Origin of the sequence: Novosphingobium sp., from assembly GCF_036820275.1 — a bacterium.
Lineage (GTDB): Bacteria > Pseudomonadota > Alphaproteobacteria > Sphingomonadales > Sphingomonadaceae > Novosphingobium.
The window spans coordinates 124,869-146,251 of sequence record NZ_DAISLT010000011.1 but is presented as its reverse complement, the minus strand read 5'-3'; the positions used below and the strand labels follow the sequence as shown (position 1 = coordinate 146,251).

The following is a 21,383-nucleotide window of genomic DNA, read 5'->3' as shown; positions in this document are numbered from 1 at the left end:
CCCCCACGTTACGGACCCTTGGGTCGCACAAGAAAAAGCCCCGGCATCTGCAAGGATGTCGGGGCTTTTTTCCTCCCCGTTCCGGGGAGGGGGACCATCCGAAGGATGGTGGAGGGGCACGGTCGGCTTACACGAGGGGACGGTAGGAACACCGTAAAGGTTCGCCAAGGCCGTGAAAGCTGAACTGCATAATCACTGTCCTGCGCGCGCCTGCCCCTCCACCATGCTGCGCATGGTCCCCCTCCCCCGAGGGGGAGGAATGTCAGCCCTGCGCGTCGATTTCCGCGAAGACCTCACGCGCCAGGCGGAAGCTGTCGACGCCCGCCGGGATGCCGACGTAGACGGCGATCTGGAGCAGCACTTCGCGGATTTCCTCTCGCGTCAGGCCGTTGTTCAGTGCGCCGCGAATGTGCGCCTTGAACTCGTGACCGCGGTTGAGCGCCGCGATCATGCCCAGGTTCAGGATCGAACGGCTGCGGCGGTCGAGGCCCGGGCGGTTCCAGATCTCGTCCCAGCAGTACTTCGTCGTCAGTTCCTGCATGGCCCAGTTGAAGTCGTCGGCACCGTCCAGCGCCTTGTCGACATAGGCATCGCCCAGCACCGCGCGGCGGGTGGCGAGGCCCTGCTCGAACTTTTCGTCCCTTGGCTTGTCGGTCATCAGTCCAGTCCTTCCACGATCAGGATTTCCACCTCGGCGGCGCCTTCCCGCTGCGCGCGGGCGGCACTGTATGCGGGCGAGGCATGGCAGGCGAGCGCCGCTTCCATGCTCGGAAACTCGATCACGACGGTGCGCTCGAACGGCTCCGGCCCTTCGAGCGCGACAGAACGGCCGCCACGCGACAGCAAAGTCCCGCCGCCCGCAATCAGGGCGGCGGGTCCAAGCGCCATGTAGCCGGCATAGGCTTCCGGGTCGGTCACGTTGACCCGGGCGATCCAGTAGGCTTTGGCCATGGGCGATCAGGCGAAGGCCGGAAGCACTTCGTCGATGAAGAGGCGCAGGGAATCGCGCTTTTCCTCGAACGAAAGGCTGTTATCGACCCAGATGCTGTATTCGTCGACGCCCAGCGCCTCGTAGCCCTTGAGGCGCTCGATCAGCTCGTCGGGCTTGCCGATCATGACATTCTTGCGGAGCGTCTCCGGCACGTATTCCGGGAACTTTTCGGGGTTCACAGGCGGCACAGCGGTCTGGAAACCGTTCACCGGCGGAACCTTGTTGACGAACCAGGCGCCGAACGAGCGGAAGAAGAACGAGATGCCCTCGGCCGCGGCCTGCCAGTCGTCGTCGCCCTTGTGGACGTGGGCGTGTTGCAGGATCATGATCTTCGGTCGTTCGGTGATGTGCGGCGCGGCAGCCACGGCGTTCTCGAACTTGTCCATCAGGTCGGCCACTTCGGCATCGCCCTTGGCAAGCGGGGTCGCCATCACGTTGCAGCCGTTGGCGACGGCGAACTTGTGCGAATCGGGGTCGCGCGCAGCGACCCACAGCGGCGGGCGGGCCTGGACCGGCTTGGGCACGCTGGTGGAAGCGGGGAACTTCCAGATCTCGCCGTCGTGGGTGACATCGCCTTCCCACAGCGGCTGGAGCAGCGGCACCATCTCGCGCAGGTACTTGCCGCCGTCGGTGGCGGATTCGCCGTTGAGCATGCGGTCGAACTCGAACTGGTAGGCGCCGCGCGCAAGGCCCACTTCAGCGCGGCCGTTGCTGATCACATCGAGCAGTGCGGCTTCGCCCGCCATGCGAATCGGATGCCAGAACGGCGCGATGAAGGTGCCGGCGCCCAGGCGGATGCGGCTGGTGCGTCCCGCCACCGCCGCCAGCAGCGGAATCGGGTTCGGCGAGATGGTGTATTCCATCGCGTGGTGCTCGCCGATCCAGACTTTGTCCATGCCGCCGGCTTCCGCCATGTCGCACAATTCCAGCAGTTCCTGGAACAGCTTAGGGTGCGAAACGGAGTCGTCGTAGCGCTCCATGTGCAGAAAGATCGAGAATTTCATCGTCCATCCTTTCCCTGCCTCGCTCGGGACGAGGCTTAAAATTTCTCTTGCGACTCGCTCGAAGCAAGAATACCGTCCGATGGTATACCACAAAAACGATGGTGCAAGAGGATAACTGAAACATGGGTAAAGCGGGCGATACCTCGGCCGGCGTGATCGAGGAAAACAGCATCGGCTTCGTGCCGCTGGCGCAGCGGCACGGCAAGGTGCGCGATCTCTTCACACTCTGGTTCACGACCAATATCGCTCCGCTGCCGGTGGTTACCGGCGCCATGGCCGTGCAGGTCTACCACCTGCCGCTGACCTGGGGCATTTCCGCGATCATCCTGGGCCATCTCGTGGGCGCGCTGGTGCTCGGCGCCTGCTCCGCGCAAGGGCCGCAGATGGGCCTGGCGCAGATGATCCAGAGCCGCGGGCAGTTCGGCCGCTACGGCGCGCTGCTGGTGGTGAGCTTCGCCACCCTGCTCTACGTAGGGTTCTTCATTTCCAACATCGTTCTGGCCGCCAAGTCGGTCCATGCGCTCCAGCCCGCCGTCGGCCTGCCGGTCGGCGCCGTGCTCTGCGCGCTGGCCGCCGCCGGTATCGGCATCCTGGGCTACAACGTGATCCATCTGCTCAACCGCGTGGGCATGTGGTTCATGGGTGCGGGCCTGATCTTCGCCTTCGCCAACCTCGTCGCGCTGATGCCGTCCGAGCTTTGGACGCAGGGTCAGGGTTCCATGATCGGCTGGCTGGCGATGTTCTCGCTCGCAGCGGTCTGGCACATTTCCTACGCCTGCTACACCTCGGATTACTCGCGCTACCTGCCGCCCAGCGTCGGCATCCGCGCGCCGTTCCTGGCCAGCTTCGCGGGCGCAGCCCTCGGCGCGGGTGCTTCCTTCATCCTCGGCGCCGTCGCCGTCGCCGGAGCCCCGGCGGACGCCGATCCGATGGCGATCGTCAGCGGCGCGACCGGCGTGCTGGCACCGGTGCTGATGGCACTCTTCGTCTTCAACATCATCAGCCACAACGCGCTCAACATCTACGGCGCGGTGCTGTCGCTCATCACCATGGCGCAGACCTTCTTCGCCTCGTGGCAGCCGGGCCGCAAGGCGCGCGTCGTGCTCTCGACCCTGGTGCTGGCGGTTTGCCTGGTGATCGCGACGACCTCTGCGGACGACTTCGTTCCCCGCTTCATCGGCTTCGTCATCGGCCTGATGGTCGTGCTGGCGCCCTGGGCCACGATCAACATCGTGGACTTCTACTTCATCCGGAAGGGCCGCTACGACATCGACTCGTTCTTCCGGGCCGACGGCGGCATCTACGGCCGGATCGACCTGAAGGCGGCCACCGCCTACCTCGCCGGCATTGCAGTCCAGCTGCCGTTCCTGGCCAGCAGCTTCTACACCGGCCCTCTCGCTGCGGCGATGGGCGGTGTCGATGTGGGCTGGCTGATCGCCCCGGTGGTGACCACCGCCGTCTACCTCGCCCTCGGTGCCGGCCGGCATGCGCAAGCAGCCGCCCCCACCTCTGGCCCATGCCCGGCCGAATGAACACGCAGACCTGGGAGAGCGACATGGCCACGATAGCCCCCGAACACGACATCAAGGGCTTCCTCTCAAGCGCAGAGGAAATCATCGATGAGGCCCGCAACGGCCGCATGTTCATCCTCGTCGACGACGAGGACCGCGAGAACGAGGGTGACCTCGTCATCCCCGCGCAGATGGCGACGCCGGAGAAGATCAACTTCATGGCGCGCTACGGCAAGGGCCTGATCTGCCTGGCCATGACCGAGGCACGGGTCAGCCAGCTCGGCATCGGGTTGATGAGCCCGCGCAACGGGACGCAATACGGCACGGCCTTCACCACTTCGATCGAGGCACGGGTCGGCGTCACCACCGGCATCTCGGCGGCGGACCGCGCGCGGACCATCGCCGTCGCCATCGACGGGACGAAGGGCAGCGAGGAAATCGTCACGCCCGGCCACGTCTTCCCGCTGATCGCCCGCGAAGGCGGCGTGCTGGTCCGCGCGGGCCATACCGAGGCGGCGGTCGATGTCGCGCGGCTGGCGGGGCTCAATCCCTCGGGCGTGATTTGCGAGATCATGAACGAGGACGGCACGATGGCCCGCCTGGGCGACCTGCTGGCCTTTTCGCAGCTTCACGGCCTGAAAGTCGGCACGATCCGCGACCTCATCGCCTATCGCCGCCGGCACGACAATCTGGTCGAGCGCACCGCGCAGGCCAGCTTCCACAGCCGCTGGGGCGGTGAGTGGCAGGCCATCACCTATCGCAACCGCGCCACCGACACAGAGCAGATCGCGCTCGTGAAAGGCCGGATCGACCCGGCGAAACCGACGCTCGTGCGGATGCATGTCATCTCCACGCTCACCGATATCTTCGCCGGAGAGACGGGGGGATCGGGCGTGCTCGAAAGCGCCATGCAGACGATCGCGGAGGAAGGCAGCGGCGTGGTGATCGCCATCAACCGCGCGCGCAACGACCGCTTCACGATGGCCCTGAAGGCACAGGCGGGCACGCTCTCGCCCGCCGACATGGACGAACTGCGCGACTACGGCGTCGGCGCGATGATCCTGACGGACCTCGGGATCGAGAAGATGGTCCTGCTGACCAACACGCACCGTACTCCGGTGGCGCTGGCCGGTTACGGCCTGTCGATCGAAGGCGAACGGCCGATAAAACCGGGCCAATAAAACCGCGTCATTGGGTCCGGACCGCGAAGGCACCGCCTAAAACGCATATTCGACATTCCCGTCATCCTCGATGCGGCCGCCTTGCCGCAAAGGAAGAGTCATGCTCCCCGTCATCGCTCCCGTTCTCCTGGCCGCTTCGGCGCCGGCGACGATCCCCGATTGCCCCGATCCCGCCACCTGCCCGGCGCCGACTGCTGAACCTGCCCCCTCTGTTGAACCGACCCCGGTTCCGCAACCAGAAGTTCCGACCAAGGCCAAGCTGAACATCGGCGCGGCTCTACGCGGTCGCTACGACTTGCGCTTCAACGATGTCGGCGGCGCGGGCCAGCGCCGGACCTCCAACCACCTCTCGTTCGATACCCTGGCGCTGACCGCCGACTACGACTCCGAGAAGTTCTTCGGCGCCGCGCAGTACCGTTTCTATGGTGCCAGCTTCCTTTACGGCAAGAGGGGCGGCTACGAAGGCTATCCGGGCGAAGTCCAGTTCCTGATGTACGCCTATGCCGGTGCCAAGCTGAGCAAGGAGGACAGCGTGACCGTCGGCGTCCAGCCGGTGCCGTTCGACGACCGCTACTGGGGCTCGTCGATCCTCGACGATCTCGGCTTCGTCTACGGCATGGAGGAAGTCTACAACCTCGGCATCAAGTACAAGCGCCAGACCTCGAACCTGCGGGCCGAACTCGGCTTCTTCCCCGGTAGTGGACCTGCCGTGATGGGCATCAGCCGCGATGCCGCGCGCTATTCGACGAATATCGCCAAGGCCGACAGCTATGTCCCGAACGGCTCGCAGAACGACGAGCGGAAAATGGTGATCGGCAACGTCCAGTACGCGCTGGTCAACCAGCCGAACACCACGCTCAAAGCCACCGCTTCGGCCTGGATTTCGAACATCTACAACTTCGATACCGACAAGGAAGGCAGCAAGCACCTCTTCGCCTTCAGCCTGACCGGCAGCCACGGCCCCTGGAGCGCCAAGGCTCTGGTCGCGCGGCAGGACATCGATCCGCGCAATTCCGGGCGCAACGACATGATCACGGTGGGCGGCTTCGACGGCAGCTACAACATCGCCGCCAAGGGCACTTACGCCTTCGGCGAGATCGGCCGCACCATCGACACCGGCAAGCTGCCGTTCGACCTGCTGGTCTATGCCAACTACGGCCGCTTCATGAAGGACGCCGCCGGCTTCAAGGACAGCGAACGCTTCGACCTGGGCGCCGTGTGGACCGCCAAGGACAAGGGCCGGATCAAGGTCTATTCCGAGTTCCTGCTTGGTCGGAACGATCCCTATGTCGGTGCGGGACAGTTCATCTCCGGCGCGGCGGAGGGCGGCGACAACAAGTGGAAGGCCGCTTTCATGATGATCTTCGGGTATTACTTCTGAGCCGCCGCAGGCCGGTCTCGTGGAAGGTCGCTCGACGCTTCACGGAGCGGTCGGGAAGACCGGCTGCGGCCGCATCGTAGGCACGATCGCCCCTTCCCGGACGTCCAGCACGATATCCTCGCTGTCGAGTTGCCGAAGGCCGGCGGTCCTCGCAGGCCTCGACCGAAAGGCACTGTTTCAGGACGACGCCTGTACATGAGCCGTCACGGGCGGTGGACTACAGCGTGGATGGCGATATGCCATGCGGCATGACCTTTGAAAAAATGCCGAAGTCGCTTGCAAAACGAATGGAAGTGCAACGCCTGGTCGATGCGGCCCGTGGCGTGATCGCTACGAAGGGCGTCGGCGGCATGAGCTTGCGCAATGTCGCCGACGCTGCGGGCACCTCGGTCGGTTCGATCAGCTATCGCATCGGTGACCGTGCGGCCTTGATCGCCGCCGTGCTGGATCGTGAGATCGAACTCGCCGCCGCGGTTCGCGCGGAATGGCAGGATCGCATGGGCGATCGCGATCCGGTGGCGAGCGGCATCCTGGCCGATCTTATCGGTGAATGGCTGGACCAGGGTGCAAGAGCGCGTCGCACCTCTGCGATCGTCATGTGCGAACTGGCTTTGACGGCCGGACGTGAACCACATCTGCTCCCGTCTATCGCGACTTTGTTCGAAGAGGGGGAGCGCCTGTGGCGCGATCTGCTGTCCCGTTCGCCGCAAGGGGAAAAGCTGGCGCGCCTTGTCGCCCGCTACTGTCTGGACGAACAGGTTTTCTCCATCCTTCTGGCGGACGAGACCGACTATCGGCTGCTGCGTCATTCGACGATACGCGGCCTGCTGCGAAGTGGCTCCGTGCCAGCCGATCCGACCGCGACCGAATGGCATATGGCGCTGGTCGAGCGTCTGGCGATTCCGGCGGCAGCGGCCTTCGACGAAGACTCTCCCGTTCCGCACGGCTCCAAAGCCGTTATCGCCGAGAAGATCGCCGACATCATCGTGGAACAGGGCGTGGGCGCCTTGTCCCACCGCACCGTCGCCCACGCCGCGGGCATTGCGACATCCAGCGTGGCGCATCATTTCCCGACGCATCGCGATGTCCTTTTCGCGGGGGTGGAGGCGGTCTACCGTCGATTGCGCAGTCAGGTCCACGCCACCGGCGCGCGTTTTGGCAGTGGCGACATCATCCGCCTGACACACGAATGCGCCTTGGCGGCTCTGGCCGACCCGGCGTTTCGCCCTTTCGCCATCGATATGCGTCGCCGCCGTGCGGAAAACGTCCATGCTCTTTATGCCCAGTGGCTGGACATCGCGGAAAATTCCGACCGTGCGCGCGTGCAGGCAATCGTCATGGCTTCGATCGGCAACGGCCTGCGCACGCTGGCGGAACAGGCCGAATGGCCCGATATGCGCGAGCTGGCCGCAAGCCTGACCTTAACCGTACATCCGTATTGATAATCCACCTTTGCAGGAAAAAAACACCATACGATTGTCCTAAAAGAGTCATTGCCGTGCTCTAGAGGCGCGTCCCGAAGACCCCCGGTCAACAGGACGGAGCCCCCCAATGTCTGCTATCCATCGCACGCGTACGATCCATCTTCTCTCGACGATCCTGGCCGGAGCGGTTGCGCCCTGCTGGGCATTTGCCGCGCAGGCCGAGGAAGTGGCTGCGGCAGACGACGCGCTTCCCGAGATCACCGTCACCGCAGAGCGCCGTGCGGAGAGCAGCCAGAAGGTTCCGCTGGCGATCCAGTCCATCGACGGTGAGACGCTGGCCAAGACCGGCTACACCTCGGTCACCGACCTGCAGTACACGATGCCGGGCGTGCAGTACGATCCTACGCAGGGCGCCGCGTTCCAGATCCGCGGCGTCGGCAGTACGTCGTTCGACTTTTCGAACGCCAAGTCGGTCAGTGTCGTCGTCGACGATGTCGTGATGGACGGCCAGCGCGCCAATGGCCTGACCGGCCTCGTCGACATCGACCGGGTCGATGTGCTGATGGGCCCGCAAGGGACGCTGTTCGGCAAGAACGCCACTTCGGGCGTCATCGCGGTAAGCACCACGAAGCCCAAGCTGGACGAATGGTCCCTGCGCGCCAGCGCCAGCTTCGGCGAACATGACGAGCGTATCCTCAACGCCACCGCCAACGTGCCGCTCGGCCCGATCGCGGCCTTGCGCGTGTCCGGTTTCGACCAGGCCTTCGACGGTTTCGGCCGTAACGTGACGTTGAACCGAAAGGTCGGGTCGCAGCACGAGTACGGTGGCCGCGCGCGGCTCTATCTGGAGCCTTCGGACAGCTTCAACCTGACGCTTTCGGGCGACTATGCCTATCACTGGGACAGCAGCGTGCGCACGCCGGTTTCCGGTCAGTCGGCGGAACTCACTGCGATCCTCAACGAACTGGGCGTCTATCCGGGGCCACGGAGCGCGGACACGGCGGACTCGTCCTTCGGCCAGATCACGACCGAGGAATGGGGCACGTCGCTGAAGGCCAACGCCAAGCTCGGCGATCATGACCTGACCTCGATCACCGCCTATCGCGCGACCCGCTACGACAATTCGACGCCGGCCAGCCTGGCGCCTTACGATCGCTATGCGTACATTCCCTTCAATCTGGGCCAGCTCGACACGGACAAGTTCAGCCAGGAAATCCACCTGGCATCGCCCACCGGCGGTTTCGTGGAATATCTGGTAGGCGCCTTCTACAACCGCCTGCATGCGCGGCAGACGCAGTTGCAGTGGTCCACCGGTGGGCAACCGCTTTACGACAACGCAGGCACGCCGCTGCCCACGCTGATCGCGCTGACCGGCGCGATTGGAGAGGACGGCAATGCCTCGCTATTCGATTCGGTGAACGAAACGATGGCCGCCTTCGGCCAACTCAAATTCAACTTCACCCCGCGCCTCGCCCTCACGCTGGGCGGCCGCTACACGCACGACAACAATTCCCAGAGCATCGACTACGTCACCATCAACCCTGAACCGATCGCAGGATATACCCCTGCGTTCACCGCTTCGAGCGCAGCGCCGGCCTACGATTTCGGCCAGGTGAAGGGCGACAATTTCTCGTTCCGCATCGCGCCGACCTATCAGGTCACCGACAACGTCATGCTCTACGCGACCTATTCCACCGGCTACAAGCCCGCAGGTATTGCGTTCGTCGGCAACAAATACGCGCCTTATCAGGACGAAACGGTGAAGGCCTGGGAAGCGGGCATAAAGTCCGAATGGTTCGGTCGCCGCCTGCGGTTCAACCTCGATGCATTCCGGTCGGACTTCAAGGACTTCCAGGCGACGATCCTGACGCAGATTCCCGACGGTGCGGGCGGAATGATAAACGCCACCGTCATCGGCAATGCCGGCGGCCTGCGCACCCAGGGCATCGAAGGCAGCCTGGCGGTCCAGCCCATGCGCGGCCTGCAGCTGTCCGGCGCGGTGACCTACACCGACGCCAAGTTCACCGATTACGTCTACAATGCCACCACCAACTACACCGGTTCGCGCCTGACCAACGCCCCGGAATGGTCGGGCACGGCGTCGATCGATTACGATCACGAATTCGGCTCGGGCCTCGGCTTCAAGGCGCATGCCGATTATGCCTATCGCAGCGAATACTGGACCGTCGTGGGCCAGCCCGCCTACTCGCATGTGCCCGGCTACGGTCTGGTGAACGGTCGCCTCAGTGTGACGTTGCCCAACCGCCCGATCGAGGTCGGCGTCTACGCACGCAACCTGTTCGACAAGTACTTCTCGACCGGATGGCAGCAGTACGGCGTGCTTGGCCTGCTGCACTACACCTCGCCCAACGCCCGCCGGACGGTCGGCGGCTTCGTCAACGTCAGCTTCTGAAGCCAGACGGCCGGGTCGAGCGACCGATCCGGCCTTTCAATCACGGGAAACTTTCATGACCACACGCCGCGCGTTGCTTGTCGGTGCGCCAACCGGCCTGCTGGCTGCTCAGGCCGCCTTTGCCCCTTCCGCCCTGGGGGCCGCTCTGGGCGGCACAGGCGCGGGGAGTGACATAGAGATCCTGGAGCGGCTGATGGTCAAGACGCTGGATAGCGAACTGGGCGACCAGGCGGTTGCGAGACAACTGGCCGGGCATCTTGCCGAAGCGGGGTTCCGCTGGGAATATCCGACATTCCCGCTGCGCGAAGCCGACAGCGTCGTCGCCTACAGCTTCGGCTATCGTTCGCCGACCGGCAGGGTCGATCCCAACACCGGGCTCTCCGATGGTGCGGAGACGCCCGAGCCGGGGCCGGTCAATGCGCTGCTGGCCGATGCCGTTCATGCCATTGCGCGCGCCCGCGCCGTGCGAATCTATGCGCAGTGGGAGATCGCGCAGGTCCTGACGCAGAAGCATGGCATGAAGGACGTCGTGTCAATCCACCCCACCAAGGGACCCGACGGCAAGACGATCTACCTGAGCACAGATGGCGTCGCCAAGGCGGCGGTCGCCCATGCCGGATCCGCGCAGGCGCTGGGCAAGGTCGCCGTCGTGGGCCACCGCGACCACGTGAAGCGCTGCGTGATCGTCTCTCGCGACAATGGCATGAGCGCGGCCGTCGCGCGCGAGTTGCCGCTGCCGGTACAGTACGATCCCCAGTCCGCCCAGCCATGGACACGCCGCCGCGATGCCTATCTGCTGACCGACCTCGTCGCGCAGCTTTCCATCACGCGCAACCGCGTCATCGCCGAACTCGGCGGCGACCATCCAGCGTGAGATCGACCATGGCAGCGACCAGCCGATGGGACAGCCCTTCCAACCAGCAGCGCTGTCCCATCGATGTCACTTCCTTAAAGTAACCGGCCCGATCAGCCCCGAAGGCCGAAGCGGCGCATCGGCACGATACGTCGGCATCGCCGTCCAGGTGATCGGCTTCGCGCCCGGCTGGGCGTCTCCGACCAGGCGATTGACCCAAAGGTTGGCCACCTTGACCTCGATGGTATTGGCGCCGCCCTTGACGGCCTTGCCCACGTCGACCCGATACGGCGCATGCCAGACTGCGCCGACCGGCTTGCCGTTCACCGTGACTTCCGCCAGATCGCCCACCTGACCGAGATCGAGCCAGAGCGGCTGCCCGGCCTTGGCGCCCTTGGGCAGGGTGAAGCTGCGCGAATAGGTCGCCTCGCCGGAGAAGTATTTCACGCCGGCTTCCGCATTCTGTTCGAGCGGAGCCAGTCGGGCCATCTCGATCGAGACCGGTGCGCCTCGGTCGGCCTGGAAGCGCACGGTCCAGCCGTCATCGAGCGAGGCCAGCGTCTGCACCGGCTTGGCGGGGAGCGTCAGGCTCTGCTTCCCGGCTGCCTTGCGGAACACCACGAAGACCGCATCGCCTTCGATCAGCGAGAGCGGCACTACCGTTTCGCCGTTCTCGATGCGGTAGCTGACCGGCTCGCTCGTGCCGGTTTCCGGGTGCCAGAGTTCCGGTGCCTTGCCGGTGACGCGGAAGCGTGCCTCGATGGTCTGCGGGCCTTGCGGGTTGGACAGGTAATAAACCTCGCCCTGCCCGTCGCGGCGATGGACAAAGGGAATCGTTGCTCCTGCTTCCGCACCCGTGAAGGCAAAGTCGGGAGCCACGCCCATGGCACCCAGTGCGCCTTCCACGTCCTTGCCGGCGATCACCCGGCCCTTCCCGACGGCCGCGTCACCGCTGCCGGGCCAGAGCTTCGTCACCAGCGCGGACCATTCGGCGTCCTGGCCACCCATCATGCTTCCACCCATCATACTGGGCGTCGAGACCGGCGCAGCACCGATCACCGTCGCGCCGCCTTCGACCAGCGCCGCCAGCTTCTTCAGCGCCCCCAGCGTCATGTGCTGCGAGGAACCGCCGAGGTAGATCGCCCGGTAGCGGGCACCGCTGGGTGCAATGACTTCGTTGCCGTCGTTCGACAGCAGGTCGGTCAGCGCATCGTAGCTGAGGAAGTCGTAGGCATGGGAAACCGGCGCATCGGCCACCGGCTTGTCGCCGTAGAGCCCGGTCAGCGGCGCTTCCTCGCCGTAGAAATAGGCGACATCGGCCACGTTCCGCCCCGCCTGAAGCAGCAGGGACGAGCGCGAGATATAGTCCACCCAGGGCTTCGCCATCTCGCCCCAGCTTTCCATCCGGTTGAAATACTGGCCAAAGATGAAGAGCGAGAGACCGGGCTTCTTGTCGTCCACCGGCACATGAACCGAGGTGTGGACCACCGGCCGGTTGACGCCGTTCACGAACTCCATGTCGATGAAGCGTTTCAGGTCCTTGGGCGCGAAAGCCCAGGGCGACATCGAGGCGGTCATCGATTCCGCGGCGACGAGGTTCTGGCCATAGAGGTGCGCGACCGAGGCCGCGCCCTTCATGTCGGCGATCAGGGTCTGGCGCGGGCCTTCCTCGCGGAAGGTCCACATGGCGGCCATCGGAATGTCCGTATGGCTGCGCATCGACATGTCGTCGCCCAGCATCGGGCGCTTGTCTTCCAGCGCCTCGCCATAGACCTTGAGGCCGTTTCCGTGAGCGACCTTGGCAACCGTGCCGTAGTGCTCGCTGGCCAGCAAGTCGGCCAGGGTGCGGCGGTAATCGTAGAGGAACTTGTCCGCTTCTGCGCGACTGCCGACCAGCACGCCGGTCAGCGTGGGCAGCCATGGCCGTGCGTCATAGCCGCGCAGACGCTGGAACTGCTCCAGCATCTTCGGCGTCCAGTTCGCCTCGCCCACCTCGATCGAGTCGGTCAGCAGCGCGCGCACGCCGCGCTGCCCGATCATGTCCGCCCCGGCAGCTTCCTTGTACATGCCGATGTAGTGGTCGAGATAGCGGCGCACGGCCTCGCCGTCGAACTTGTCCACCTCAAGCCCGGTCGCCTCGGGCGGTGCCGGGTGGTTGGTGGTGCCGAGCAGCGAATAGCCCATGCGCAGAACGCGCCAGCGCTGGCCCTTGGGCAGCGCCGGGGCCTGCCAGTCGAGCGTGCCGTCGGCCTTGAGCTTGCCGGTCAGATCGACGACGCTGTTGGGCGCGACGCCTTTGGCGCCGTCCTTCGGTTCCTCCAGCGCGTAGTAGTCGCGGCTCATCACGAAACCGGCCTTGGTCTCGAAGCGATCGACCCTTGCCCCGGCATCCAGTGCAAAAGTGCCGACGATCAGCGGCTTCTTGGCCAGCATCGCGCCAACGCCGTCGAACAGACCGCCCATGGCAATGCCCGGCGCAGGCGAGCCGAGGCCGCCGTCGGGCTTGCGGGGAGTGAGCACCAGCCGGAAGTGCGCGGCGGTGACCGCGGAGAAGCTGACAGTCGTAGGCACCGCGCCGAGCGTCAGCGTGGTGATCGGCGTCCACGCCTTGCCGTCTCCGCTGGATTCCAGCACGCCGGTGAAAGCGGCTCCCGCGAAGGGGATCACGACGTCCGGTACGAAGATCGTGGCCGAACCCACCTTGGTCGGCCTGGCGTAATCGAGCCTCAGGCTGGGCGCCTCACCCTCCTTTCGGGCCAGCGTGACACCCTTGGCCGGATCGCCGTCGAACAGCGTCGCCGCCGACAGCGCATTGCCGAGGCCGTCGACAGCGCGGGGCAATGCGAGGGCGGGCGTGATGGCCTCGGGGAACGCAAAGACGCCGACCTCCCCGTAATACGACGGTCCCGCAGGCGCGGGATGGCCGGAGATCATCTCCTCGATCGACATGGCGGGCGCGAGGGTCTGGTAAGGCCCGGTCTGCGCCGGCGGCGCGGAGAGCTTTCCGGAGAAGCGCTGTCCTGCGGGCACCGCCGTCTCGGACCAGACCAGCTTCTTCAGGCCGTCCTGCGGCTGCACCCAGGGGCCGCCTGTTTCCGACCAGCCCGGCGAAGCGGCGATGGCGAGTTCCAGCCCCTGCCGATCCGCCTCATGCGCAGCGAAACGGAAAGCGTCCTTCCACTCCGGCGTCATGTAGACGAGGCGCTTGTCGACCACTTGCGGGGTCTGGAGATTGGCGTCGAAGTTCTGCAAGCCGCCGATACCGACCCGCTTCATCCACGCCATGTCCTTGGCGATGCCGTCCTTGGAGATGTTGCCGTTCATCCAGTGCCACCAGACGCGCGGCCGGGCGGAATTCGGCGGATCGCGGAATTGCTCTTCCAGCGGGACGGCAGAAACGTCGGCTATCGTCGGCGATGAGGCTGAATCCTGCGCCATGACAGGAGGTGCATAGAGCGCAGTAGCCAACATGAGGACCGCACGAAAATTCCGAAGTTGCATACGATTTACCCCAGTAATACCGCTGCCAAACGCACAATGACCGGGACAAACACGATTTGACTGGCCCAGCGAGGTTTCGAACCTAGCAGCGGTCTGCAAAAGATTCCTAGTCATCAGGTGATTCCACCTGATAAGAAAATGCTCTAAAGCGAATTCCGCTTCGCGATCCCGCCCAGCACCGCAGCGCTCGGCTTGGGCGTACGGGCGAACGTGGTGCGGTCCACGCTGCACAGGCCGAAGCGCGGCTTGTAACCGAAGATCCACTCGTAGTTGTCCAGCAACGACCAGTGCATATAACCGAGCACCGGCACGCCGTCGTCGATCGCCTGCTTCAGCCCCTCCAGCGCCGCCGGGATGAAGCGCGCGCGCAGGGTATCATCATCGGTGCCGACGCCGTGTTCGGAAACCAGCACCGGAACCTTGGTCGCGGCGTGGACGTAGCGCACCGCGCCCGCCAGCGACGGCGCCCAGACTTCGGTGCCGGACCAGTTGCGGTCGGCCCCGTCGGGCGCGGGCAGACGGCCCTTGTCGTTCCAGACCGCGCGCTCGTAGTTCTGCACGCCGATGAAGTCGTCGCCCTTGGCGATCTCCAACCAGTCTCCGTAGAGTTCGGCGCGAACCTTGTCGCGCATCGAGTTCTTGCCCGAAGCCTGGTCGTCCAGCACCGAGAGCGTGAAGCCCACCGGCAGGTCGGAGCGCACCGCCTTGATCGCGGCGCGGGCGGCCTTGTGTCCGGCCTTCTGCCCCTCGACGATGATGTCCACGTCCTCCCGTCCGGCCACGTTGGCGCAGAGGAAGCGCTCCACGCCGAGCCGCTTGGTTGCGGCGGCGAGGGTCTGGCGCTGCATGTCCCAGACCGGCGGCGGCAGGATGTTCTTGAGGATGAGCAGGATGTTCGGCTCGTTCAGCGTCATGGCCATGGCGATATCGGCGCCGATGGCGCGGGCCACCTTGTCGCAATAGCGGCCGAAGAGCTGGGCGGATTCCGGATTGCTCCAGCCGCCCTGCGCGCTGAACCAGCGCGGCGCGGTGAAGTGGTTGAACGTTACCAGCGGGGCAAGGCCACGCGCGTGGCAGCCCTCGACGATACGCTTGTAGTGATCGAGCATCGCCTGGGAGAACATTCCCTTCTCCGGCTCGATCCGCGCCCACTCCACGCCGAAGCGGTAGGAGGTGAGGCCGAGCGACTTCACGATGTCGAGATCGGACGCCCAGAGTTCCAGACTGTTCACGGCATCGCCCGAAGGCTCCGCGAAGATGGTCGGCTGCTGGTTTTCGACGAACCAGAGGTCGGAGGCGACGTTGTTACCTTCGATCTGGTGGGGCGCGGTGGCGGCGCCCCAGAGGAATCCCTTCGGAAATGCCGGGTTCGGCCGTTTGGCGGCGGCGCGGGCCATCACCGGCGCGGCGGCGGCGAGAGCGCCGGCGGCAAGCAGGCTTCGGCGGTCGAGATTTGCAATCTTGGTCATCGTAAAAGCCCCTCAGGAATGGTCGGCGAAGAAGGAAAGCAGTTCGTCGGACAGGCGGCGGTCCGCCGTGCCGAGATGCATGGCCATCGAATAGTGGTTGTGCCCCGAGGCATAGTGCGCACGCGGCAGATGGCCGTGACGGCCGAGCCGGGCTTGCAGAAGGCTGGCCCATTCGGCCTGGAAGCGCGGCGGGTCGAACTCGGCACAGGCGACCAGGAGCGGCAGGCCCGTCGCCATCACCGCCCCCATCGGCATGCGCAGGTCGTAGCAGTCCTGCGGGCCGTAATAGAGCATGTCGCGCTCATCCAGCGGCGTGAAACCGTAGAGTCCGGAGAGCAGCGCCGCACCGCGCACCAGCTTGCCGTGATCCTCGCGCGCTTTCAGAAAGGCCGAGACATGGACCGCGCCTGCCGAAGTGCCGAGCAGGAAGATCCGCTCCGGATCGCCGCCATGCTCCGCCACGTTGGCCCGCAGCCAGTCGACCGCCAACCCCACGTCCTCCGCGCCCGAGGGCCACATGTGCGTGGGCGCGAGGCGGTAGTTCATCACCGCGCCGATCAGCCCGTTCGCCGCCGCCCAGCGCCCGACATGGGCATTCGCCCAGCCGCTTTCGCCGCCGCCGGTACGCCCCCCTTTGTCGCCGACGAGAAAACCGCCGCCATGAACGAAGAGCACGACCGGGCGGCCCTTTCCCCGGCCGTAGAGATCGAGGCGATTGCGCGGGTCGGGGCCATAGGCGCAGTCCACCGCCACCGGCGAGATTTCGGCGGCGAGGGCCTGCTGCTCGGCATCGAACAGCTCTCGGCAGGCGCCGACGACATCGGGGCCGAGCTTCGTGCCCATCGCGGCGATGGCGCGTCCCGTTTCACGAGCCGTCATGCCACTTCACTCCCTCGATGCGCGAACAGGCGGGTGAGCGCGAACGTCGTTCCGGCCACCCCCAGCCCGGTTCCATAGACCAGCTTGAGTACGAGCGCGATGGACCAGCCGATCTCGCTCCACGGCCCAAAAAGACAGATCGCGGCGAGAACGGCAGCGCTCGCCAACCCTGCCGAAAAGACGATGAGCACGGTCCGCGCCACGAAGCCCCCGCCTGTCCGCGCCCCTGCCTTGCGAAGACTGGCCGAAACCACCAGCAGCGGCACCAGCGACGACATCAGGGCGATCGCGGCGGCCTGTGGAAGGAAATCCAGCGCGAAGTTGTCGGGCGCCGCGAAGTGCAGCGGGCGGTTCGCCATCCCGAAGACGCCGAAGAAGAACGCCGCACTCAGGACGAAGTTGATGGCGCCGCTGGTGATCTGCTCGCGCCGCAGCCTGGCCGCAATGTTCATGGCCTGCACCCCACGTCGAAGCTCTGGAGATCGCGCGCGAGATCGACCGGCCCGGCATAGCGCGCGGCGATCCCCGTCCGGATGGAAGGCTCATACTGGGGCAACGGCCCCGGCGGAACGGCGAAGTGCGTCAGCACCACACGCCCCACACCGGCCTGTGCCGCGATCTCGCCGATCGCCTCCGGCTTGAGGTGATGGGTCGAGAGATGGCGCTCCATGCCAGCCAGCATCTCCGGCGAGGCGTCCTTGCGGCGCGCGCGGATTTCTCCGAGCAAGGCGTCGAGCGCGATGATCTCGGTGACGAACATGTCGCTGCCCTTGGCGAGCGTCGTGACGGCGGCGCTCGGGCCGGTGTCGCCGGTATACGTGATACTGCGCGGGCCGAGGGCAAAACGATAGCTCAGCGAGACGTTTGCGGGGTCGGGCTTGCCGTCATGGTCGAAATGGCTGTTGGCAGCGGTCTTCACGCTCGCCCCCTGCCCCAGATCGAGCGCCTGTCCGCCCGCGAGTTCGACGACGCGCACCGAGTCTGCCGGACGCGGCGGCGGCGTGCCGAGACCGAAGCCGATGCTGCCCGGCGTCGCCAGCGAGGCGACGATGCCTTCGACGACCGCCCGCGTGCCGACGGGACCATAGACGGTCAGGACGCCGGGGAACTGGTTCATCCAGCGCAGACCGATCACCGCCGCGAGACCGCCGGTATGGTCGAGATGATTGTGGCTGATGAACACCGTGTCGACGGCGCCGAGGTCAAGCCCGATCCGGGCGAGTTGGTCCACCGTGCCGTCGCCGGTGTCGACGAGGATCCGGCGTTCCCCGATGGTCAGGAGATTGGCCGGTTCGGAACGCTCGGCCGTGGGCACCGGACCGCCGGCCGTTCCCAGCGTCGTCCAGCGCAGCGCCGGACAGCTTGCCGCAAGCGCCGAACCGGAAGAAATCGCCAGCACCGAAAGCGCCAGTGCCATCTTGGCAAGTTTGACCTGCATCATCACCCCTCTGTTGGCAGCCTCTTGCGGGCGCCTCGAAACAAGGGGCCGGGACCTGACAGGTCCCGGCCGGATAGCTTCAGAACTTCGTTTCAGCCTGGATGCCGATCGTGCGGCGGCCTTCGCGGGTCAGCCAGTTCACGTAGGCACCCGAGTCCGCGAACGGAAGGTGGATGACCGAGGCATGGAAGCGCTGGTCGAGCAGGTTGCGCACGAAGGCGCCGACCCGCCAGTTGCCGTCCGGATGGCCGATCCCCATGCTGAGGCCGATCGTGCCGTAGCCGTCCTGATAGGCATAGGCGTTGGCCACCGCGTACTGCACCCGGCTGCGGTAGTAGATATTGGCCGAAGTATCGAACTGGAGGTTGTCGTTGATCGGCAGCTTCACGTCCGCACCCAGCGTGGCGCTGTACTTGGGGGCTCCGGAGAGCGGCTCGCCCCTGGCCTGGACCAGGCTGGTGACGCCGTCCGCCGCCAGGAAGCAGGAATATCCGGCCTTCACGTCCTCGGGGCAGGCGGTCACGTAGTCGGTGAACTTGGTGTCCGAATAGGTGAACCCGCCGCTGAACGAGAGCACCGGCGTGACGCGCCAGGAAGCGTCGATCTCGAAGCCCTTGGCGGTGAAGCCGCCGGCGTTCTCGGTGACGAATTCCACGCCGTTGAACACCGAGGTCTGGAGGTTCTTGTACTTGTCGTAGAAGAGGTTGGCGTTGAAGGTCACGGCCTTGTCGAAGAGCTGCGACTTGATACCCACGGTGATGTCGCGGACGGTCTGCGGCTTCACGTTGGTGCGCGTGCCTGTGAGGCCGGTGAAGGTCACCGTCGGGCCGAGATAACCGCGCGCGATGGTGCCGAACAGCATGACATCGGGGGTGATCTTGAATTCGGCGCCGCCACGGCCCGACCAGGACCCCTTCTTGGTGCTGCCGGTCTGGAGCGAGGTGGGCGTATAGGGGGTCACGAAACCGGAACCGTCAGCCGCGGGTGTGGCCGGCGCGAAGTTGGGATCGATGATCGAGAAGTACGAGGCCTTCACCCAGTCGTACTGATAGCGCAGGCCGCCGATCAGGCTGAACTGGTCGGAGATGTGGAACTTGCCGTCGAAGAAGCCCGCCAGCGAGTCCGAACGCGTCTGGGTATTGCCCTGCCCGCCCGAGATATTGACGATGAAGCTCTGGAACGGATTGGCGGGACGCAGCTGGGCGCGGTTGAAGTCGTTGTCGTCGCCCACCTTGCGCCGCGAGGCATAGACGCCGGAGGTGAATTCGAGCTGGCTGCCACTGGGCGAACTGATGCGCAGTTCCTGCGAGAGGAACGACTGGTCGGTGCCGGTCTGCTGCGCGGTGAAGACCGGAACGCTGGAGCCGTCGATCGCGAACCTCTGCGGCCCCTCGTCGAGACGGCGATAGGCGGTGATCGAGGTCAGGTTGTAGTCGCCCAGCGCGTAGTTGATTTCCATCGACGCGCCGTAGTTCTGCTCCGACGAGTATCCGGCGTAGTCCTCGACCGACTTGGTATTGTCGAAGCCTGCCGTCACGCCGAGCGCGGCGAGGTTACCGAAGCGCGCGGCCATCAGCGGATTGGCGAAGCTGGGCAGGCGGTTGAGCGTCCAGAGCTGGCCCGGTCCCTTGCGGCTGATCTTCGAATAGTCGCCGATGATGTAGATCGAGAGATCGTCCGAAGGCTCATAGAGGAACTTGGCGCGGCCGCCGTAGCTTTCCTCGCCGCCCCAGGTCTCGTCACGGTAGACGTTCTTGAGGAAACCGTCGTTGCGGCGGTAGAAGCCGAATACCGCAAGCGCCGAATTCTGCGACACCGGCACGTTCACGCTGCCATTGGCGTTGACTTCGTTCAACTGGGCATAGCTGACGAAGGCCTTGCCGAAGAAGTGCGAGGGATCGGGCTTCTTCGTGGTGATGTTGATGACGCCGGACGAGGCGTTCTTGCCGAACTGGGTGCCCTGCGGCCCCTTCAGCACTTCGACGCGTTCCAGATCGCCAAGGCTGTTGATCGGGTTGCCGAAGGGGATGACGACGTTGTCGACCACGGTGCCGACGTTCTGCTCGGACGAACTGGAGAAGCCGCCCGCCGAACCCACGCCACGCAGGCGGAAGCCGGAATCGTTGGGCGAGGAACCGAACTGCACGCCCGAGAACTGGTACTGGATGTCGGTGAGTTTCTGGAAACCGCTTTCGGTGAGCTGGTCGCCGGTGATGGCGGACACCGCGATCGGCACGTCCTGCAGGCGCTCGGCGCGGCGTGATGCGGTGACGATGATGTCCGTGCCGGAAATCGCCGGGGTCTCGGCGGCCTGCGGGGCGGTGGTCTGCCCAGATTGCTGTTCAGCCTCCTGCGCCATGGCAGGGGCACTGAGCGCGCCGAGGGCGATACTGGAAAGCAAAGCGATCTTGTTGATGCCGGTCATTGTGGTCTCTCCCCTAAACTGATTGTTATTCGCAGCTTTTGTCAGTTGTCTTGCGACCCGTCAGGTCTCGTCGATGACGGGGTTGGAAAGGGTTCCGATTACCCCCACGGAGACTTCCACCGTGTCTCCGGCCTTGAGGTAGAGCGGAGGCTTGCGCTTGTCGCCGACACCGCCGGGGGTGCCGCTGGCGATCACGTCGCCGGGCTTGAGGTCGGTGAAGGTCGAGCAGTAGGCGATGACCGTGGGGATATCCCAGATCATGTCCGACACCGGCTGATCCTGCACCAGTTGCCCGTTCACGCGGGTCTGCACGCGCTGCGCGGCGAGGTCTTCCACATCCGCAGCGACCACCATCGACGGGCCGAAGCCGCCGGTGCCGGGCCAGGTCTTGCCGGGGGTGAACTGGATATTGTGGCGCTGCCAGTCGCGGATCGAACCGTCGTTGAACGGCGCGAAACCGGCAACGTGCTCCCAGGCGTTCTCCGGCGCGATGCGGCGGCCGCCCTTGCCGATGATGACGGCGAGTTCGCCCTCGTAGTCGAAGCGTTCGCTTTCGGGGGGACAGACCATAGGCGCGCCATCGGCGATCAGGCTGTCGGCCCAGCGAGTGAAGATCGCCGGGTGTTCCTTCTGCTCGCGGCCGGTTTCGGCAACGTGGGTGGCGTAGTTGAGCCCGACGCAGAGGATCTTTTCCGGGTTCGGAACCACGGGCAGCAGCTTCACGGCGGCTAAGGCGAACTCTCCGGTGGCGGGCAGCGCGGCAAGATCACCGGCCAGCACGTCCTTCAGCCAAACGTCGCCGCCGGATGCGCCGAGATCAATCACCTTGTCCCCTTCGAGGCGGCCGAAGCTCTTGGTGCCATCGGGACGTTCGAAACTGATGTAACGGTTCATGCGTAGTCTCCCTGCCCCC

Annotated in this window: 16 protein-coding genes; 6 read left to right on the top strand and 10 right to left on the bottom strand. The window is 65.3% G+C overall.

The features are described from left to right. Positions 1 to 262: 262 nt before the first annotated feature. Genes V7066_RS11345 through V7066_RS11335 form a run of 3 tightly spaced genes read right to left on the bottom strand, consistent with a single transcriptional unit; the run spans position 263 to position 1,995 of the window. The gene (locus tag V7066_RS11345; protein ID WP_334183150.1) at positions 263 to 658 is read right to left on the bottom strand and encodes a carboxymuconolactone decarboxylase family protein; all 396 of its coding nucleotides are present in this window, start codon (positions 656 to 658) and stop codon (positions 263 to 265) included. Beyond that, complete coding sequence (locus V7066_RS11340) at positions 658 to 951, bottom strand: DUF1330 domain-containing protein (protein WP_334183149.1); 294 nt, start codon at positions 949 to 951, stop codon at positions 658 to 660. Before V7066_RS11340 ends, V7066_RS11345 begins: the two co-directional genes overlap by 1 nt. A 6-nt stretch (positions 952 to 957) precedes the next feature. Continuing rightward, the gene (locus V7066_RS11335; RefSeq protein WP_334183148.1) at positions 958 to 1,995 is read right to left on the bottom strand and encodes an LLM class flavin-dependent oxidoreductase; all 1,038 of its coding nucleotides are present in this window, start codon (positions 1,993 to 1,995) and stop codon (positions 958 to 960) included. 122 nt (positions 1,996 to 2,117) lie between these two features. On the opposite strand from V7066_RS11335, the gene V7066_RS11330 reads away from it, so the two are divergent. From V7066_RS11330 to V7066_RS11305, 6 genes are all read left to right on the top strand, one after another. After that, positions 2,118 to 3,527 (top strand): purine-cytosine permease family protein, encoded by a 1,410-nt coding sequence (locus V7066_RS11330; RefSeq protein WP_334183147.1) that lies wholly within the window; start codon positions 2,118 to 2,120, stop codon positions 3,525 to 3,527. 23 nt (positions 3,528 to 3,550) lie between these two features. Beyond that, positions 3,551 to 4,687: a 3,4-dihydroxy-2-butanone-4-phosphate synthase gene (gene ribB, locus V7066_RS11325; protein WP_334183146.1), complete on the top strand. Its 1,137-nt coding sequence runs from the start codon at positions 3,551 to 3,553 to the stop codon at positions 4,685 to 4,687. 100 nt (positions 4,688 to 4,787) lie between these two features. Then, on the top strand, positions 4,788 to 6,068 hold the full coding sequence (locus tag V7066_RS11320; protein WP_334183145.1) for a hypothetical protein: 1,281 nt from the start codon (positions 4,788 to 4,790) through the stop codon (positions 6,066 to 6,068). Between the two features lie 287 nt (positions 6,069 to 6,355). After that, positions 6,356 to 7,510, top strand: a complete 1,155-nt coding sequence (locus V7066_RS11315; protein ID WP_334183144.1) for a helix-turn-helix domain-containing protein — start codon at positions 6,356 to 6,358, stop codon at positions 7,508 to 7,510. A 109-nt stretch (positions 7,511 to 7,619) separates the two neighbouring features. Further along, positions 7,620 to 9,905 carry a TonB-dependent receptor gene (locus V7066_RS11310; protein WP_334183143.1) on the top strand — a complete coding sequence of 762 codons (2,286 nt, stop codon included), beginning with the start codon at positions 7,620 to 7,622 and terminating at the stop codon, positions 9,903 to 9,905. Positions 9,906 to 9,960: 55 nt separating this feature from the next. Continuing rightward, positions 9,961 to 10,779: a hypothetical protein gene (locus tag V7066_RS11305; protein WP_334183142.1), complete on the top strand. Its 819-nt coding sequence runs from the start codon at positions 9,961 to 9,963 to the stop codon at positions 10,777 to 10,779. Between the two features lie 66 nt (positions 10,780 to 10,845). Here V7066_RS11305 and V7066_RS11300 read toward each other — a convergent pair whose 3' ends face one another. The 7 genes from V7066_RS11300 to V7066_RS11270 all read right to left on the bottom strand — a co-directional run bounded on the left by V7066_RS11300 (position 10,846) and on the right by V7066_RS11270 (position 21,364). Then, positions 10,846 to 14,259, bottom strand: coding sequence for a glycosyl hydrolase (locus V7066_RS11300; protein WP_334183141.1), 3,414 nt, complete (start codon positions 14,257 to 14,259; stop codon positions 10,846 to 10,848). A gap of 143 nt (positions 14,260 to 14,402) precedes the next feature. Further along, complete coding sequence (locus tag V7066_RS11295) at positions 14,403 to 15,728, bottom strand: family 1 glycosylhydrolase (protein WP_334183140.1); 1,326 nt, start codon at positions 15,726 to 15,728, stop codon at positions 14,403 to 14,405. Between the two features lie 12 nt (positions 15,729 to 15,740). Beyond that, positions 15,741 to 16,607 carry an alpha/beta hydrolase gene (locus V7066_RS11290; protein ID WP_334183139.1) on the bottom strand — a complete coding sequence of 289 codons (867 nt, stop codon included), beginning with the start codon at positions 16,605 to 16,607 and terminating at the stop codon, positions 15,741 to 15,743. Next, positions 16,604 to 17,059 (bottom strand): hypothetical protein, encoded by a 456-nt coding sequence (locus V7066_RS11285; RefSeq protein WP_334183138.1) that lies wholly within the window; start codon positions 17,057 to 17,059, stop codon positions 16,604 to 16,606. The genes V7066_RS11290 and V7066_RS11285 overlap by 4 nt, the downstream gene beginning before the upstream one ends. Then, positions 17,056 to 18,048, bottom strand: coding sequence for an MBL fold metallo-hydrolase (locus V7066_RS11280; RefSeq protein WP_334183137.1), 993 nt, complete (start codon positions 18,046 to 18,048; stop codon positions 17,056 to 17,058). The genes V7066_RS11285 and V7066_RS11280 overlap by 4 nt, the downstream gene beginning before the upstream one ends. A gap of 76 nt (positions 18,049 to 18,124) precedes the next feature. Continuing rightward, the gene (locus V7066_RS11275) at positions 18,125 to 20,470 is read right to left on the bottom strand and encodes a TonB-dependent receptor (RefSeq protein WP_334183136.1); all 2,346 of its coding nucleotides are present in this window, start codon (positions 20,468 to 20,470) and stop codon (positions 18,125 to 18,127) included. A 60-nt stretch (positions 20,471 to 20,530) separates the two neighbouring features. After that, positions 20,531 to 21,364, bottom strand: coding sequence for a fumarylacetoacetate hydrolase family protein (locus V7066_RS11270; RefSeq protein ID WP_334183135.1), 834 nt, complete (start codon positions 21,362 to 21,364; stop codon positions 20,531 to 20,533). Positions 21,365 to 21,383 lie beyond the last annotated feature (19 nt).